The 16,827-nt window shown below is 68.1% G+C and carries 15 protein-coding genes; 5 read left to right on the top strand and 10 right to left on the bottom strand.

Features of this window, described 5'->3' with window-relative positions; translation table 11 throughout:
- Positions 1–28: 28 nt before the first annotated feature.
- The 6 genes from BTN82_RS12225 to BTN82_RS12200 all read right to left on the bottom strand — a co-directional run bounded on the left by BTN82_RS12225 (position 29) and on the right by BTN82_RS12200 (position 7,039).
- Positions 29–394: a copper-binding protein gene (locus BTN82_RS12225; protein ID WP_075119369.1), complete on the bottom strand. Its 366-nt coding sequence runs from the start codon at positions 392–394 to the stop codon at positions 29–31.
- Positions 391–3,546 (bottom strand): efflux RND transporter permease subunit, encoded by a 3,156-nt coding sequence (locus BTN82_RS12220; protein WP_075119368.1) that lies wholly within the window; start codon positions 3,544–3,546, stop codon positions 391–393. The genes BTN82_RS12225 and BTN82_RS12220 overlap by 4 nt, the downstream gene beginning before the upstream one ends.
- Positions 3,543–4,784: an efflux RND transporter periplasmic adaptor subunit gene (locus BTN82_RS12215; RefSeq protein WP_081375447.1), complete on the bottom strand. Its 1,242-nt coding sequence runs from the start codon at positions 4,782–4,784 to the stop codon at positions 3,543–3,545. Before BTN82_RS12215 ends, BTN82_RS12220 begins: the two co-directional genes overlap by 4 nt.
- Entirely contained in the window at positions 4,781–6,037 is a 1,257-nt protein-coding gene (locus BTN82_RS12210; RefSeq protein ID WP_075119367.1) for a TolC family protein, read from the bottom strand. The genes BTN82_RS12215 and BTN82_RS12210 overlap by 4 nt, the downstream gene beginning before the upstream one ends.
- Positions 6,038–6,137: 100 nt before the next feature.
- A complete protein-coding gene (locus BTN82_RS12205; protein ID WP_075119366.1) occupies positions 6,138–6,479 on the bottom strand; it encodes a hypothetical protein in 342 nt (113 codons plus the stop codon).
- Positions 6,480–6,622: 143 nt separating this feature from the next.
- Positions 6,623–7,039, bottom strand: a complete 417-nt coding sequence (locus BTN82_RS12200; RefSeq protein ID WP_075119365.1) for a VOC family protein — start codon at positions 7,037–7,039, stop codon at positions 6,623–6,625.
- Between the two features lie 169 nt (positions 7,040–7,208).
- Here BTN82_RS12200 and BTN82_RS12195 point away from each other — a divergent pair, with 169 nt between their 5' ends.
- A complete protein-coding gene (locus tag BTN82_RS12195) occupies positions 7,209–7,601 on the top strand; it encodes a GFA family protein (protein ID WP_075119364.1) in 393 nt (130 codons plus the stop codon).
- A 94-nt stretch (positions 7,602–7,695) separates the two neighbouring features.
- A complete protein-coding gene (locus tag BTN82_RS12190; RefSeq protein WP_075119363.1) occupies positions 7,696–7,995 on the top strand; it encodes a hypothetical protein in 300 nt (99 codons plus the stop codon).
- Between the two features lie 829 nt (positions 7,996–8,824).
- Here the strand turns inward: BTN82_RS12190 and BTN82_RS12180 are convergent.
- The 4 genes from BTN82_RS12180 to mdlC form a co-directional block, all read right to left on the bottom strand.
- Positions 8,825–10,300, bottom strand: a complete 1,476-nt coding sequence (locus BTN82_RS12180; protein ID WP_075119362.1) for an aldehyde dehydrogenase family protein — start codon at positions 10,298–10,300, stop codon at positions 8,825–8,827.
- 127 nt (positions 10,301–10,427) lie between these two features.
- Positions 10,428–11,363 (bottom strand): ketopantoate reductase family protein, encoded by a 936-nt coding sequence (locus BTN82_RS12175; protein WP_075119361.1) that lies wholly within the window; start codon positions 11,361–11,363, stop codon positions 10,428–10,430.
- 26 nt (positions 11,364–11,389) lie between these two features.
- On the bottom strand, positions 11,390–12,781 hold the full coding sequence (locus BTN82_RS12170; protein ID WP_075119360.1) for an MFS transporter: 1,392 nt from the start codon (positions 12,779–12,781) through the stop codon (positions 11,390–11,392).
- A 78-nt stretch (positions 12,782–12,859) separates the two neighbouring features.
- Entirely contained in the window at positions 12,860–14,446 is a 1,587-nt protein-coding gene (gene mdlC / locus BTN82_RS12165) for a benzoylformate decarboxylase (RefSeq protein WP_075119359.1), read from the bottom strand.
- A 108-nt stretch (positions 14,447–14,554) separates the two neighbouring features.
- Here mdlC and BTN82_RS12160 point away from each other — a divergent pair, with 108 nt between their 5' ends.
- The 3 genes from BTN82_RS12160 (at position 14,555) to BTN82_RS31500 (ending at position 16,788) form a co-directional block, all read left to right on the top strand.
- Entirely contained in the window at positions 14,555–15,451 is an 897-nt protein-coding gene (locus BTN82_RS12160; RefSeq protein ID WP_075119358.1) for a LysR family transcriptional regulator, read from the top strand.
- Positions 15,452–15,564: 113 nt separating this feature from the next.
- Entirely contained in the window at positions 15,565–16,506 is a 942-nt protein-coding gene (locus tag BTN82_RS12155) for an alpha/beta hydrolase (protein ID WP_075119357.1), read from the top strand.
- A 147-nt stretch (positions 16,507–16,653) separates the two neighbouring features.
- Positions 16,654–16,788 (top strand): hypothetical protein, encoded by a 135-nt coding sequence (locus BTN82_RS31500; protein ID WP_261792955.1) that lies wholly within the window; start codon positions 16,654–16,656, stop codon positions 16,786–16,788.
- Positions 16,789–16,827 lie beyond the last annotated feature (39 nt).

Below are 16,827 nucleotides of genomic sequence, written 5' to 3'. Positions count from 1 at the left end.
CCTGCCGGCTGCTGTCAGCCTCACGGTTTTATTTTTCGATAGACACGAGGCTGGCCGCGCCACCCTCCAGGCGGAAGGTAAAGGTCACCCGCTCGCCCACCTCCAGCCCTGCCAACTGCTCCGCGGTCGCGGCGAAGGCCATGGTCATCGGCGGCCATTGCACGGCGGGAACGGCGCCGTGGGCGATGGTCACCCGCCGCTTCTGCGGATCGATGGCCTTGATCGTGCCTTCGGCAGTGGCCTCTGGCGCCTTCGCGGTTGCCTGTTTCATCGGCATGCCATCCATGCTCATGCCCTGCATGTCGTTCATGTTCATGCCGGGCATTTCTTCTGCCCAGGCTGCAAGAGACAGCGCCGCCAGGGTAGCGGCCATAACGATGCGTATCGGTTTCATAGGTCTTTTCCTTCGGTGATGGAGGCAACGGGGAGAGGCCGGCGGCGCATCAGGCGATAGGCCGCCGGGATGACGAACAGGGACAGCAAGGGCGCGGTGAGCATGCCGCCGACCATGGGCGCGGCGATGCGGCTCATCACTTCGCTGCCAGTGCCGCCGCCCAGCAAGATCGGCAGCAGGCCGGCGATGATCACCGCCACGGTCATGGCCTTGGGGCGCACGCGCTGCACCGCACCTTCGCGGATCGCCGCGAGCAACCCGGGTTCGTGGTCCTCGCCGCTTTCCTGGCGTTCGGCCCAGGCGTTTTTCAGGTACAGCAGCATGATCACGCCGAACTCGGCGGACACCCCGGCCAGGGCGATAAAGCCGACGCCGGTGGCCACCGACAGGTTGAACCCCAGCCAGTAGAGGAACCACGCCCCGCCCGTGAGGGCGAACGGCAGCGTGGCCATGATCAGCACGGCCTCGTCGACGCGGGCGAAGGTCAGGTACAGCAGCACGAAGATGATCAGCAAGGTGGCCGGCACCAGCAGCTTGAGCCGGGCGTTGGCCCGTTCGAGAAACTCGAACTGCCCGGAATAACTCAGGCTCATGCCCGGCTGTAACCGCACCTGCTCGCCGACCGCGCGGCGCAGGTCGGCGACCACCGAGGCGATATCCCGCTCGCGCACATCGACATAGACCCAGCCCGAAGGCCGCGCGTTTTCGCTCTTGAGCATCGGCGGGCCGTCGCTGACCTTGATCCGCGCCACGGTGCCGAGGGTGATCTGCAAACCCTGCGGGGTGTAGATCGGCAACTGTTCCAGGCCGTCCAGGGAGTCGCGCCACTCGCGGGGGTAACGCAGGTTGATCGGGAACCGCGCCAGGCCCTCGACCGTCTCGCCGATGTTCTCGCCGCCGATGGCGCCGGCGACGATCGCCTGCACGTCGGCGATGTTCAAGCCGTAGCGCGCGGCCGCCGCGCGTTGGATATCGACGTCGATGTAACGCCCGCCGGTCAGCCGCTCGGCCAGCGCCGAACTGACCCCGGGCACCGTCCTGGCCACCCGTTCGACGGCCTGGGTCGCCACGTCGATCTGCTGCAGGTCGCTGCCGCTCACCTTGACCCCGATCGGGCTCTTGATCCCGGTGGCGAGCATGTCGACGCGGTTGCGGATCGGCGGGATCCAGATATTGGTCAAGCCCGGGACCCGCACCACCCGGTCCAGCTCCGCCACCAGTTTTTCCGCGGTCATGCCCGGGCGCCATTGCTCATGGGGCTTGAACTCAATGGTGGTTTCGAACATCTCCAGCGGCGCCGGGTCGGTGGCGGTTTCCGCGCGCCCGGCCTTGCCGAACACATGCTCGACCTCCGGCACGGTCTTGATCAGCCGGTCGGTCTGTTGCAGCAGTTGCGCGGCCTTCTGCGCCGACAGCCCGGGCAAGGCCGAGGGCATGTACAGCAGGTCGCCTTCGTCCAGCGGCGGCAGAAACTCGCCGCCCAGGCGCGAGATCGGCCACAGCGCGCTGAGGAACACCAGCAGCGCCACCAGCAAGGTCGTCCGCGGTCGGCGCAATACCCCGTCGAGGGCCGGTTGGTAGACACGGATCAACCAGCGGTTCAGCGGGTTCTGTCGCTCGCTGGGGATCCGCCCGCGAATCCAGTAGCCCATCAACACCGGCACCAGGGTCACCGACAGCCCCGCCGCTGCGGCCATGGCGTAGGTCTTGGTGAACGCCAGCGGGCCGAACAGCCGCCCTTCCTGGGCCTCGAGGGTAAACACCGGAATGAACGACAAGGTGATGATCAACAGGCAGAAGAACAGCGCCGGCCCGACCTCGGTCGCCGCCTCGGTCATCACCTGCCAGCGCGCCTCGCCTTGCAGGGTCTGCCCGGGATGGGCGTGATGCCAGGCTTCGAGCTTCTTGTGGGCGTTCTCGATCATCACCACCGCGGCATCGACCATGGCGCCGATGGCGATGGCGATCCCGCCCAGGGACATGATGTTGGCGTTGAGCCCCTGGTGGCGCATGACGATAAAGGCCAGCAGCACCCCGACCGGCAGCGAGATGATCGCCACCAGGGAGGAGCGCAGGTGCCAGAGGAAGACCCCGCAGACCAGGGCGACGACGAGGAACTCTTCCAGCAGCTTGTGCCCGAGGTTTTCCACCGCGCGGTCGATCAGCTTGCTGCGATCGTAGGTGGTGACGATCTCCACCCCCGCCGGCAGGCTGTGTTTCAGCTCGTCGAGCTTGGTCTTGACCGCGGCGATGGTCTCGCGGGCGTTCTTGCCGCTGCGCAGGATCACCACGCCGCCCACCGCCTCGCCCTCGCCGTCGAGTTCGCCGATACCGCGGCGCATCTCCGGGCCGAGTTGCAGGCTGGCGACATCGCCCAGGGTCACCGGCACCCCGTCCGCCCCCAGCTTGAGCGGAATCGCGCGAAAGTCGTCGAGGCTCTTCAGGTAGCCGGAGGCGCGCACCATGAATTCGGTTTCCGCCAGCTCCAGCACCCCACCGCCGGTTTCCTGGTTGGCCTTGCCGATCGCCTCGCGCACCTGGGCCTGGGTGATGCCCTGGCTGGCCAGTTTCAACGGGTCGAGCTGCACCTGGTACTGCCTGACCATGCCGCCCACGGTGGCCACTTCGGCGACGTTGGGAAGGGTCTTGAGCTCGAACTTGAGGAACCAGTCCTGCAAGGCGCGCAGTTGCCCCAGGTCATGCCCGCCCGTGCGGTCCACCAGGGCGTACTGGAAAACCCAGCCGACCCCGGTGGCATCCGGCCCCAGCGCCGGCTTGGCGCTGGCCGGCAGGCGGCCCTGGATCTGGCTCAGGTACTCCAGGACCCGCGAGCGCGCCCAGTACAGGTCGGTGCCGTCCTCGAACAGCACGTAGACGAAGCTGTCGCCGAAGAACGAATAACCGCGCACGGTCTTGGCCCCGGGCACCGAGAGCATGGTGGTCGCCAACGGGTAGGTCACCTGGTTCTCGACAATCTGCGGCGCCTGCCCGGGATACGGCGTGCGGATGATCACCTGCACGTCCGACAGGTCGGGCAAAGCGTCGACCGGCGTGCTCTGCACCGACCAGATGCCCCAGGCGCTGACAAACAGGGTCGCCAGCAGCACCAGGAAACGGTTGGCCACCGACCAACGAATCACTGCGGCGATCATGGCCGGCCCTCCATCTGCTCCAGGGGCTCGGCGACCAGCCCCTTGAGGCTGGCCTCCGAATCCAGCAGGAACTGCCCGGACGCCACCACCTGCTGCCCCTCCTCCAGGCCTTGCAGGATCGCGGTCTTGCCGGCGTTGTCCGGCCCCGGGCGGACCTCCACCGGACGGTAGCGGCCGGCATCCTCGGCGAGCATCACCAGCGCCCGGCGCCCGGTGCGGATCACCGCCTCGCTGGGCACCCACAGCACCTCTTGCGGGGTGGCCCGCGTCAGGTTGACCTGGGCGGTCATGCCCGGCCGGAGCCGGCCGTCCGGGTTAGGCAGCTCGATGCGCACGCGCAAGGTGCGGCTCTGGGCATCGGTCTCCGGCAGGATCGTGCCGACCCGGCCCTGGATCGCCGCCCCCGGAAAAGCCGGCAGCCGTGCCTCGGCCGCCTGTCCCACGCCAATCGATCCGGCCTGCGCCTCCGGCACCGCCACCACCAGCCAGACCGGGTCCAGGCCATTGATCCGGGCCAGGGTCTGGCCGGCGCCCAGGGTCATGCCTTGGCGCACGTTCAGCGCTTGCAGGACCCCACCGATGGGGCTGCTCAGGGTCAGGCTCGGTTGCACCTTGCCGCTGCGTTCGAGCTGCGCGATCAGCGCCGCCGGCATGCCGCTCAGGCGCAGCCGCTGGCGCCCCGCCGCGATCAGGCCGGCATCGCCGTGGCCCCTGAGAGCGAGGAACTCTTCCTGGGCCGCCGTCCATTCCGGCACCAGCACATCCGCCAGGGCCGCGTTGGCCTCGAGCACATCGCCCGGCGCCCGGGCATAGACCCGCTCGACGAAACCCGCGGCGCGCGACTGCACCAGCGCGACGTCGCGCTCGTTGAGGGCCAGCACCCCGACCGCCTCGACCTCGGCGGCAAAGACTCCGCGGGTCACTGTGGCCAGGCGTACGCCGAGGTTCTGCGCCAGGCCCGGGTCGATCCGCACCGCCGCCGTTTCGCCCTGGGCATCGGCATAGCGAGGCACCAGTTGCATGTCCATAAAGGGCGATTTGCCCGGTTTGTCGAACCGCTGTTGCGGGTACATCGGGTCATACCAATACAACGCCTTGGCATCGGCGGCCGCAGCTTGCTCGACAACGGGCACCGCCGTGGCGCCGAGACGCGGCTGGGCCAGCCAGTAGCCCGTCGCCAGCCCCAGGCCGATGCAGAGGCCGGCCAGCGCGGTGATTTTCCAGGTATGCGGGTTCATTGCGCGGACTCCCCATAAGCGAAATACAGGCGGGCACCGGTCAGGGCGCGCTGTTCTTCGAGGTCGATTTGTTTGAGGCGGGCGTCGATCAGTTCGCGGCGGGCGGCCACCAGGGCCGTCAGCTCGCCCTTGCCGGCGCGGTAACTGGCCAGGCTCAGGCGGACCTTTTCCCCGGCCAGCGGCAGCAGGCTGTCCTGGTTGCGGCGCACGGCGCGATCCAGGCGTCGATAGTCGGCCAACTGGTCTTGCAACTGCTGGGCGTGCTCGCGGGACAGTGCCTCGCGCTCGGCTTCCAGTTGGCTCAGCTCGGCCTGCCGGGCGGCAATCGTCGGGTTCTGCCGCGAACCGGGGAACAGCGGCAAATCCCAGGAAAACTGCACGCTGACCATGTCGCCGAACTCACGGCCACGGCGCTGGTAGTCCAGCTCCCAGCTCCAGTCCGAGTGTTTCTGCGCCTCGGCTTCATGGACCCTGGCCTGCGCCTCGCGGGTCATGGGCGCAAAGGCCGCCAGCTCGGGGTGGTGCTGCAACCGATGGGCATAACCGGCAGGGTCCACCGGCCATTCGGGCAGACGGCCCGTCGGCGGCTGATTGGCGGCGACGCCGATCCAGCGCTTGAGCGCGGCCTGCGCCTGGGCCCGCTGGCGCGTCAGCTCGTCCTCGCGCTCTTCCAACTGCGCCGCTTCCTGGCGTGGCGTCAGCGCATCGGCCGGCTGCGCGCGGCCTCCGGCGACCTGCGCCCGCACCACCTCGTCCAGCAGGCGGTTTTCCTGGTAGAAGCCCTGGAACAACGCATCCTTGCGCTCCACCGAGTAGCTGCCGATCCACGCCAGCGCGGTGGCCTGGCGCACATTCAACTGCTCGACCTGGCGCTCGGCGGCCGCGCGTTCGACGGCCGCCGCGGCGACCTCGACCCGGGCCTTGCGCTTGGCGCTGTTGGGCATTTCCTGGCGGACGCCGACCATCTGCATGGTCATGAAGTCCTGGTCGAGGGTCCCGCGGTCCGGGCCGCCAATGGGGTAGTTCTGCACCCCCAGCAACAATTTGGGGTCGGGCAGTTCGCCGGCCGGAATGGCCGCGCTGCTGGCGGCCTGGATTTTCGCGTCCTGGGCGGCCAGCGACGGCGCGCCGGTTTGCGCCAGGCGCAAGGCTTCGTCGAGCGTCAAGGCGCCAGCCAGGCTCGGCCACGCCAGCACGCCTGCCACCAGGCCGGCCACGAGGGACCGTCCTGGGCAATAGCACTTGGAGTTCATCTTGAAAATTCCTGTGATGATCCGCCGCGCGCCCTTCTAAGGCAGGCGCACGGCCACGCCACTGCGCCGAAGCGCAATGGGGTTCAGGGCAATACAGGAATCAGGCGCGGGGCGGTCGCCACACCCCGGATGGGCTTTGGGTGGGCAGGAAATCGCTGGAGAAGGACAGGAGCGCGGGGCCGGGCAAACTGACGGCCGGCTTGACGATCGACACCTGCAACAGGCCGCCGGTCTTGCACTCCTGGCCCGGCTTGCAGGGTTTGCCGTGTTCGGCCGGGGCGTGCAGGTCGTTGCAGCAGTCCATGCCCATGCCGTCCATCATCGCCATGCCCATGGTTTTCATTGGGCAGGGTTCGGTCGGCGCCGGCACGCCCGCCATCCCGCTGAGGGGAAGCGCCAGGCTGAGCAAGCAGATCAGGCAAAACCGCAGATAACGTTTCATGGGCTGGAGTGTAGTGCCGGAAAACCGTTCGAGCCGCGACACCCATCGCCACGGCGACGGCGATATCAGCGGAGCCGAATTAAGCCAGTATTAATCGACCGGAAAAAAACGTCGCCGCTGCGCAAATATTCCGGGCCGCACATTCACGCCAAGGTCGGCGGGCCTTTCAGCTCGACCTGGTTGCCGTCCGGGTCGAAGCAGTAGATCGACCAGCCTTCGCCCTCGGCGCCGTAGCGGGCCATGGCCGGTTCGGCGCGCAGCCCGAAACCCCGCAGGTGAGCGAGCAGCGCCGGTTCGTCGAAGGGTTCGATGCGCAGGCAGATATGGTCGACATTGTGCCCCTCGGCCCCGGCCGCCGCGCCGCCCTGGCGACCAAGCACGCCGTCGACGTCCACCAGATCGATCATCGAGGCGCCCGCCCCGAGGTGGATCATGCCCAGGTCGTCGCGGCGCTTTTTCACTTCGCACCCCAGCACCTGGGTGTAGAAGTCCAGGCTGCGCTGCAGGTCCTGGACGCGCAGCACGACATGGTCGAGGCGGGTGACGGTAAAGGCTGGCATCGGCGGTTCTCCTGAAGGGATGGCGGGAGCGGGGTCCGCATAGCTTAGACCAAGGGCCGGACCGTCAAGCCCGGCCCGAATGGCTGGAGATTGCCGCTGCGCAGCGACGTTCGACATCCACCACCCCGGCTGTTTAAATGAGCGCCTTGCGTTTCAAGGTACCCCTTCAATGACTGACGCCTTCCTGGGCAGTTGCCTGTGCGGCGCCGTTGCCTACCAGCTGTCGTCCCGCCCCAGGGCGCTTGCCCACTGCCATTGCAGCCAATGCCGCAAAAGCCACGGCGCGGCCTTCGCCAGCTACGCCAGCGTGCCGCGCGACGACCTGCGCCTGCTCCGCGGCGCCGACAGCCTCAAGGCCTACCCCTCTTCCGAATCCGTGCTCCGACAATTTTGCGGGCAGTGCGGTTCATCGCTGTTCTGGTCCCGCAACCGAGGCGAATACGCCGACTGGATCTCGGTCGCCCTGGGCACCCTGGACACACCGTTCACCGCGCAGAAACAGAGGCACATCCAGGTGGACGCCAAGGCGCCGTGGTACCGGATCGAAGATGCCTGGCCGTAATGCCCATGAACCCGATGCCCACTACAGCAACCTCTACTCTGTATAGAACACCCTCCAACACGCACCTTGAACCGATCCAGACAGGGGAACCGGGATGAGCAGAACACCAGCGCGGCACTACTGGTCATGGGTCTTGCCCACCCTCCTCGCCATCGGCCTGGCGCTGACCGCGGGTTGCTCGAGCAAAGCCTCCAACGCCCGCTATGCGGCAGCGAACGCCGGCTCGAACTGCTACGCCAAGGCCCTGCCCACCGCCGGCGAAGGCGGCCTCGCCTGGGGCCCCACCCTGAACACCGCCAGCCGCAAATCCCTGGACAGCTGCATCCGCTACGCCGGCCGCTCCGGCGGCACACCCAGCACCTGCAAAGTGGTGGTGGCCAAATGCAAAAAATAAGCGCACGACCGCACGCCCTGTAGCAGTTGCCACAAGCCTGACAATACGCAACGCCTGGTTTGGCGGCCGCTGCGCAGCCGTACGCAGCCTCGCAGGCTCGGCAGCGGCTACACCGTTCCGCACAGACCGATAGGCCGCGTTTTTGATCTTGAGCCACTCGCCCATTCAGCCAGCCTGAGGTTGAACGCAATTCCTGTAGCCGCTGCCGAGCCCGCGAGGCTGCGTACGAGGCCGAAGGACTCGCCAAAACTGCCCACGCGGTTTATCAGGAAAAACGCAGTGCCTGGTTTTGCGACTGCTGCGCAGCCGTACGCAGCCTCGCGGGCTCGACAGCGGCTACAGGACGCCGACCGGCAGGTCGCGTTTGGCTCTTGATCTTGATCCACCCTGCCCCGTTCCCAGAGGCCGAGCGCAGGTCTTGCGCAGGGGGCACCTCGGCAGGGATGCCGAGGTAGCCGCGCGGGGCCAGGGATGGCCCCTCGCGGCGGCCCCCGGAGCAAGACCGGAGCGAGGGCATGCCGAGCACCAGCGAGGCACCGAATGGAGGGGCAAGAGCGTTTTGGTTACTTTTGCGCTCTATCAAAAGTGACCCGCCGTAAGGGCGGAACCGCCAGCCGCCACACCCGCAGCAACGGATACGCACCCAATCCAAAAAACGCAGCGCCAGCACCGACGCCATCGCGGGCAAGCCTCGCTCCTACAAGGCATGCCAACAATGACCCGACGCCTGTAGCCGACCGGCAGGCCATCGATCTGCCTCGCAGTCGGCTGCGAAAAGTGCCCGGCCTTTTTTCATGAGGCGCCGGGCGGAAAACCTCAGGTCAACGCGTCAGAAGGGATAGCGACGCGCCGAATGCTGCACGCTGATCCAGTGGTCGCGGGTGAACTCGTCGATCGCCCAGTCGCCGTTGAAGCGCCCGAGCCCGGAGTTCTTCTCCCCGCCGAAGGGCGCGTTGGCCTCGTCGTTCACCGGGATGTCGTTGATATGGGTCATGCCGGCGCGGATCTGCCGGGCGAAGTTCACCCCGCGCTCCAGATTGCCCGTGAACACCGCGCTGGACAGGCCGAACTCGCTGGCATTGGCCAGTTCCAGGGCATGGGCTTCGTCGCGGGCGCGCAGCAGCCCCACCAGCGGGCCGAAGATCTCGTTGCGCGCCAGGTCCATCTCGGCCGTGACCTCGCCATAGACATGGGGCGCCAGCAGATTGCCCTCAAGGCCGCCCTCATACAGCGGTTCGGCGCCCTCGCGGCGGGCCAGCTCGATCTTGTCCCGCAGGCCCTGCAACTGCCGCTCGTTGATCACCGGGCCGATGACCGTCTCGATCAAGTGCGGATCGCCGACCTTGAGACCCTTGACCCGCTCGACGAAGCGCTGGGCAAACGCGTCGTAGAGGCGCTCGTCGACGATGATCCGGTTGACCGCCATGCAGATCTGCCCCTGGTGCAGGAACTTGCCGAACACCGCCGCGTTCACCGCCTGTTCCAGGTCGGCGTCGGCCAGGACCACGAACGGGCTGTTGCCGCCCAGTTCCAGGGCCACGTGCTTGAGGTGCGCGCCGCCGCTGGCAATCCGGCCGATGCCGCGGCCCACCGGGGTCGAGCCGGTGAAGGTGATCAGCGCAGGCACCGGGTGCTCGACAAAGGCGTCGCCGATCTCGCTGCCCGCGCCCACCACCACGCTGAGCACGCCCGCCGGCAAGCCGGCCTCCTCGAAGATCTTCGCCAGCAGCAGGCCGCCGCACACCGGGGTGTCGCTGGCCGGCTTGACCACCACGGCGTTGCCCAGGGCCAGCGCCGGGGCGATGGAACGCTGGGTCAGGTGCAGCGGGAAGTTCCACGGGCTGATGACCCCGACCACCCCCAGGGCGCCGCGATAGACCCGGCTCTCCTTGCCCGGCACGTCGGACTCGAGGATGCGCCCGTGGACCCGCGCCGGAAACGACGCCGACTCCAGGGCGATGGCCCGCGCTGCGCCCCACTCCAGCTGTGCCTTGAGCCGTGTGCTGCCGGACTCGCGAATCAGCCAGTCGACGATTTCCTCGCGGCGCTGGTCGAACACCGCCACCACCCGATGCAACACCTGGGCCCGCGCCGACGGCCCCATGGCCGCCCAGTGCGGCTGCGCCTCGGCGGCCTTGGCGTAGGCGGCGTCCAGGTCCGCCCGGTTGGCCTGGGCCACCTCCAGCAGCCGCGCGCCGTCGAACGGGTTACTCACCACCAGGGCTTTTCCGGCGGCGCCGGCGCGCCACTCCCCGGCGATGGGTTGCAGGTGCAGGTCGGTGTACAACGCTTTGCAATCACTCATGAAAAACTCCTTGTGGACAGGATGTAAACAGAGGACGGGCTGGCCGCGTCAGCCGCTCCAGCCCTGGACAGTTGGCCGCGCGCCGCCACACCCTAGCGGGTTTCGCCCGCGGCCGGGGTAGACGTGCCTAGGGCGCAATGCCCGCCGCGGCCCGCGCTTCGATCAGGCGCAGCAAGCCGAGCAGCGTCTCGGTGTGCGGCACCGCGATCCCGGCCTCACGGGCCCTGGCCAGCACCTCGCCGTTGATCGAGGTGATCTCCGTGGAACGCCCGGCCAGGATGTCTTGCAACATCGACGGTTTGTGCGTCCGGTGTTCGGCAACGGCGAAGGCCACGCTGTCCAGGCAGTGTTGCGCATCGGCGGCAATCCCCTGTGCCCGCGCGACGCTCACCACTTCCAGGACAATCGCCCGCGCCAGCGCCAGGCCTTCGGGCGCGCCGTCCAGTTGCCCTACCGTGCAGCCGGTGACGGCGCACAAGGTGTTCAGGGCGGCGTTGAACGCCACCTTCTCCCAGATGGCGACCCACACTTCGCGGTCCACGCTGCAGTTCAGCCCCGCCGCGTCCAACGCCGCGGCGACCTGGGCGGTGTCCTGCCGTTCGCGACCGTCCAGCGCCAGAATCCGCACCGCGCCCTGGCCGTGGGAGCGCACGTGCGCCGGCCCCGCCATGTCGGCGGGCCAGTTGGTCATGCCGACCAGCACCTGCTCCCGGGCGACGTGGCGGCACAGGGTTTCGGCGTTGCCCAGGCCGTTCTGCAGGGTCAGCACCCGGGTGTGTCCGGCGATATGCCCGGCAATCGCACTCAGCGCGCGGTCGGTGTGCTGGGCCTTGGTGAAGACCAGCAACAGGTCGGGTTGCCCCTGCGCCTGCTCCGGACGGCAGGCCGTCAAGCCGCCGACACGGCGGTCGCCGCGGTCGGTCTCCAGGCGCAGGCCCTGGCGCCCGATGGCCTCCAGGTGCGCGTCGTTGATGTCCAGCAGCGTGACGTTCTGCCCGCTTTCCGCCAGCAGCCCGCCGAACAGCGAGCCCATGGCGCCCGCCCCCAGAATCGTGATGTTCATCGAAGCTCCTTATCAGTGGTGAAGGATCATGGCTTGCCCGGCGCGCGCCGGGGAATGTGCCGCCGCACCAGCACCAGGGCGATCAGCGCCAGGACCATGACCGAGCCCAACAGCGTCAGGTAGCCCTGGGCGCCGCCCTGGGTGATGACCGTGGCGCCGGCGAACGCACTGAGGATCGCCCCCAGGCGGCCGAACGCCAGGGCCGACGCAGTGCCCGTGGCGCGCACCCCGGTGGGGTAGATAAAGGCGCACAGCGCATACAGGGTCGACTGCACCGCGTTGACGAACAGGCCGTGCACGCCGAACCCGAAGATCAGCAGGCTGGCGTTGCGCTCCACGTCCACCGCCTGCATGGCGAAGGCACTGGCCGCGCCGCCCGCGCAACAGATCAGCAGCGGCCAGAACGAACCCCAGCGCGTCATCGCGACCGCGCACAGCAAGGCGCCGATCACCCCGCCGAGGTTGTAGGCCGTCAGCCCGGAGCCGGCCATCGTCAACGGCAAGCCTTCGGCCAGGAGCATGGTCGGCAGCCAGCTGAAGGCGCTGTAGACGGCGGTCAGGCACATGAAGAACGCCACCCAGATAGCCAGGGTATCGCGCCCGTAACCGGGGGCAAACAAGCCCCGAACGCCACCTTGCCGCTCGTTCTTCTGCTCCAGCGCATCGGTGTAGCGCATGCCCTCGGGCATGGGCCGGCCCATGCGCGCCAGCAACGCGCTCAACTCGGCCCAGCGTTGCGGCCGACGGGCGAGAAACCGCGGCGACTCCGGCAACGTCGCCAGCAGCAACAGGCTCAGGACGATGGGCAGGCTGCCGCCGACGAAAAACAACGTGCGCCAGCCGTACAGCGGCAAGACGTGGGAAGCGAACAGCCCCGCGAGCATGCCGCCCAGGGGGACGCAGACGATGGTCGCCGTCACCGCCAGGGTGCGCCGGCGCGCCGGGGTGAATTCGGCGGTCATGGTGGTGGCGCTGGGCAGCGCGCCGCCGATCCCCAGCCCGGCGACGAAACGCAGCGCCGCCACGGTCAACGCGTCCGGCGCCAGGCCGATGGCGCAGGTGGCCGTGCCGAACACCAGCACGCTGGCGATCACCGCCATGCGCCGCCCGAAACGGTCGGCGAACAGCCCGGCGCAGGCGCTGCCGATGCCCATGCCAATCAGCCCGGCCGCCACCGCCGGGGCAAACGCCTCGCGGGTGATCCCCCATTCCTTGATCATCAGCGGGATGGCGAAGCCGATGAGCTGGCCGTCGAAACCGTCCATCACGATGGAGAGCGCGGCCAGCAACACCACGATCTTTTGCATCCCGGTATAGGGACCGTCATCCAGCAAGGTGCCGATATCGGCATGGCCGGCACCGGGGCGCGGTTGAACGGGCACGGCATCCAGCCCTTCACTGAGTGAAGTCGTGTTCATAACCACCTCTTTTTATTCTTGTGGGGTGTGCGCAAATGCGCTGGGTAACACCGGGCACGAGGCCCGGCGGCAAACGCTTCAAGGTTCGATGGTGAGCGTCGGCACCTCGATCAAGACCGGGCGGTTGCCCGCCAGCGCCGCGCTGAAGGCCGTGGCGAACTCGGCGCCGGTCGCGGCCTGCACCGCGTGCACGCCGTAGCCGCGGCCGATGGCGCAGAAATCCAGGCCCGGCACGTCCAGCCCCGGGGCGTCGCTGACCTGCAGCACGTCGGCAAACCAGCGCAGGGCGCCGTAGGTGCCGTTCTTGAGGATGATGAACACCACCGGGATGCCGTACTGCGCGGCCGTCCACAAGCCGGTGATGCCGTAGTTGGCCGAGCCGTCGCCGATGATCGCCACCACCCGCCGCTGCGGGGTCGCCAGTTGCACGCCGACCGCGGCCGGCAAACCGAAACCGAGGCCGCCGGCGGCCGGGAAGAAGTAGCTGCCGGGTTCGCGCATCTCCACCCGTTGCCAGAACGCGCCCACGGTGGAGGTGGACTCCTTGACGTAGATCGCGTCCTTCGGCGCCAGTTGGTCGATCAGGTCGAACACGGTTTCCGGGCGCAGCAGGCCGCCCGCCTCGCGCACCGGTTCCGGCCGCGGCAAGGCGCTCGGCAACGGCCGCGCGCTCTGCTCCACGGCGCCGACCAGGGCCTCGAGGGTCTGGGCGATATCGCCCACCAGCGCGTCGCCCATGGGCGCCCGTGCCGCCTCGCCGGGGTCACAGGTCAGGTGCACCAGTTGGCACTCGGCCGGCAGGTAATCGCCCGGGGCGTATTGGTGGTAGCGGAACACCGGGGCGCCGACCACCAGGATCAGGTCATGGTCGGCCAGGCAGCGGCTGATCCCGGCGATGGCCGCCGGCAGCACGCCGCGAAAACACGGGTGGCGGGTGGGGAACGGACAGCGCGACGCGGACGGCGCGACCCAGGCCGGCATGCGCAGTTTTTCCGCCAGCCGCACCGCCAGGCCGTTGCCGCGGCTGCCGTCGACATCCGGCCCGAGCACCAGCACCGGATTGCGCGCCGCCGCCAGCCGCGCCGCCAACCCCTGCAACTGCGCCGCCGAAGGCAGGCCGGCGACGGCCACCTGGCGCCGCGCCAGATGCTCGACCCCGGCCGGCGCCGCGCTGGCCCAGTCGTCATAGGGAATCGACACATACACCGGCCCGCGCGGCGCCAGGCTGGCCATGTGGATCGCCTGGCTCAGGGTGCGCGGCACGTCCTGGGCCGAGGCCGGTTCGTGGCTCCATTTCACCAGCGGCTTGGGCAGTTGCGCGGCGTCGACGTTGGCCAGCATCGCTTCCACCCCGATCATCGAGCGCACTTGCTGGCCGGCGGTGATCACCAGCGGGCTGTGGGAATACCAGGCATTGGTCAGCGCGCCCATGCCGTTGCCGGTGCCGGCGGCGGCATGCAGGTTGACGAAGGTCGGTTGGCCGGTGGCCAGCGCATAACCGTCGGCCATGCTCACCACGGCGCCTTCATGCAGGCCGAGGATGTAGCGGAAGTCCTCGGGAAAACCCTTGAGAAACGGCAACTCGTTGGAGCCCGGATTACCAAAAATGGTGGTCAGGCCTTGCTCGCGGAGAATCTCGTAGGACACGCTGTGAACGGTTTTCATAAGGACCCTTGCTGGTGGATTTCGGGGTACTCTTGCAGCCGCTTTAAAATTGATCAAATCGATACTATTTCTATCAAGAATAAAATCCGTCTATATCCGAGGCCCGGCATGAGCCACATCGACCTGAACCTGGTCCGCACCTTCGTCACCCTCTACGAAGCCCGCAGCGTGACCCTCGCCGCCGAGCGCCTGTTCGTCACCCAGCCCTCGGTCAGCTACGGCCTGGCGCGCCTGCGCGAGCTGTTCGACGACGTGCTGTTCAGCCGCACCCGCGAGGGCATCCAGCCGACGTTCGTCGCCGACCAGCTGTACCCAACCCTGCGCGAATCCCTGACGCGCATCGAAGGCGCGGTGCAGAGCTGCCGCCAGTTCGACCCGGCGCATACCGAGCGACGCTTTCGCATCGCCCTCTCCGACCTCGGCGAAATGGGCTTCCTGCCGCTGATCCTCGCGCGCCTGAACCGCGACGCGCCGCGGGCCGAAGTCGAGGTCCTGCCGCTGCAGGTGGACCAGGTCGGCGAGTGGCTCGCCAGCGGCAAGATCGACGCCGCGATCTGCCGCCACCCGGTCCCCGGCACCCGCAGCCAGGCGCTGATGCACGAGCGTTATGTGTGCCTGCTCAGCGCCGCCCACCCGCGCATCGGCCCGCGGCTGAGCCTTGAACAGTTCCTTGCCGAGCGCCACGTCACCGTGACCCGCACCACCGGCCACGGCAGCGTCGAAGACGTGCTCAAAGGCATGAACGTGGAACGCCGCATCAGCCTGCACGTGCCGCACTTCTCGGTGCTGCCGAAGATCATTCCCGGCACCGACCTGCTGGCCGTGCTGCCGGCGCAGATCGCCCGGCTGTTCATCCATGAAGGCGGCCTGAAGATGCTCGAACTGCCGTTCCAGGTTGCCGAGTTCGACGTTTCCCTGAACTGGCACCCCAACAGCGACAGCTCCGCCGCGCTGCGCTGGTTCTGCGCCACGGTGGCCGACGCGATCATCAGCGGGCAAGGCTAGGCGCCGGCCGCCACATCTTGTAAAGCTTCCCCGGCCCGGCCCCGGCGAAAAGATGACGATGGCGGCGCGCGTATCTGTTAAAACGCGTTTTTATCCGCGCGGTGCCGCAGCCCATGTCGTTGTCCTTCCTTTCGCGTTGGCGCCTTCGCCGCTGGCCGCTGCTCGCCATGGCCGCCCTGCTGGTGGGGCTGCCCGTGGGCTGCCAGGTCCTGGAACACAAGGAGCGCGAGCTGGTGTTCCGTGTCGAGCCAGGCAACGCCAGTTGGTATCGCGGCCTACCGGCCGGGGTTCGCGAGCTGGAGTTCAAGGGCGCAAGCCTCAAACCCGAGCAGAACATCCATGCCTGGTGGTGGCCGGCCAAACGCGCCGACGCCCCGGCCATCCTGTACCTGCACGGGGTGCGCTGGAACCTGACCGGGCAACTGTTTCGCATCGAGCAACTGCATGCCCTGGGGTTCTCGGTGCTGGCCATCGACTACCGCGGGTTTGGCCAGAGCCTGGGCGAGCCGCCTTCGGAAACCAGCGTCTACCAGGACGCGCAGATCGCCTGGGAGCAGTTGCAACGCCTGCAACCCGACGCGCGCAAACGCCTGATCTACGGCCATTCCCTGGGCGGCGCGGTGGCCGTGGAGCTGGCCGCGCGAGTGGCGCAACAGGCGGCCAGCGACGGCACGCCGATTGCGGCCCGCGGGCTGATCGTCGAATCCTCGTTCACCTCCCTGGCCGATGTCGCCGCCGCGCTGGGCAACACCTCGCTGCCGGTGCGCTGGCTGCTGTCGCAGAAGTTCGACTCCCTGGACAAGATCGCCCACGTCGGCATGCCGCTGTTGCTCGTCCACGGCCTGGACGACCGCTACGTGCCCGCACGCTTCAGCGAGCAATTGTTCAACGCCGCGCGCCAGCCCAAGCAACTGTTGCTGGTGCCCGGAGCCACCCACAACAACAGCATGCGCCTGGCCGGCGAGCGTTACCGCAAGGCCCTGGACGCCCTGCTGCATGCCCCGCTGCCACCGAACGTCGCGGCCGCGCAAGCGCCCCATGGCCCCACCGGCTAAGCCGGAGCGCTGGCGCTGTGCCACGGCCTTTTGCCCCCTCGAACAGGCGATGCCCGGGCATTCCTTAGACAACCTGTAACAACCTCGGCTGGCCTCGCCGGCGGCTTGTATGAGATGGTCCGCGGTTGATTGTTTTGGAGGTATGTCATGACTACATTTCAATTCATCGCAGGCATGGTCTTTTGTCTGGCGGGCCTGGGCGTGAGGGCCTACCTCACCGTGCAGCGTCCAGGGGAAGAAAAGGCCTGGCGCTCGCCAGAGGCGCGCAAAGCCGCCAAGTAAGCCTTGCCCCTGCCCCGAATACCGTTAGCCGGACCCCAT

The sequence above is a fragment of the Pseudomonas chlororaphis genome, assembly GCF_001921865.1.
Classification (GTDB): Bacteria; Pseudomonadota; Gammaproteobacteria; order Pseudomonadales; family Pseudomonadaceae; genus Aquipseudomonas; species Aquipseudomonas chlororaphis_D.
Note: the sequence above shows the minus strand (reverse complement) of the source record. Positions and strands in the feature narration are given on the sequence as shown.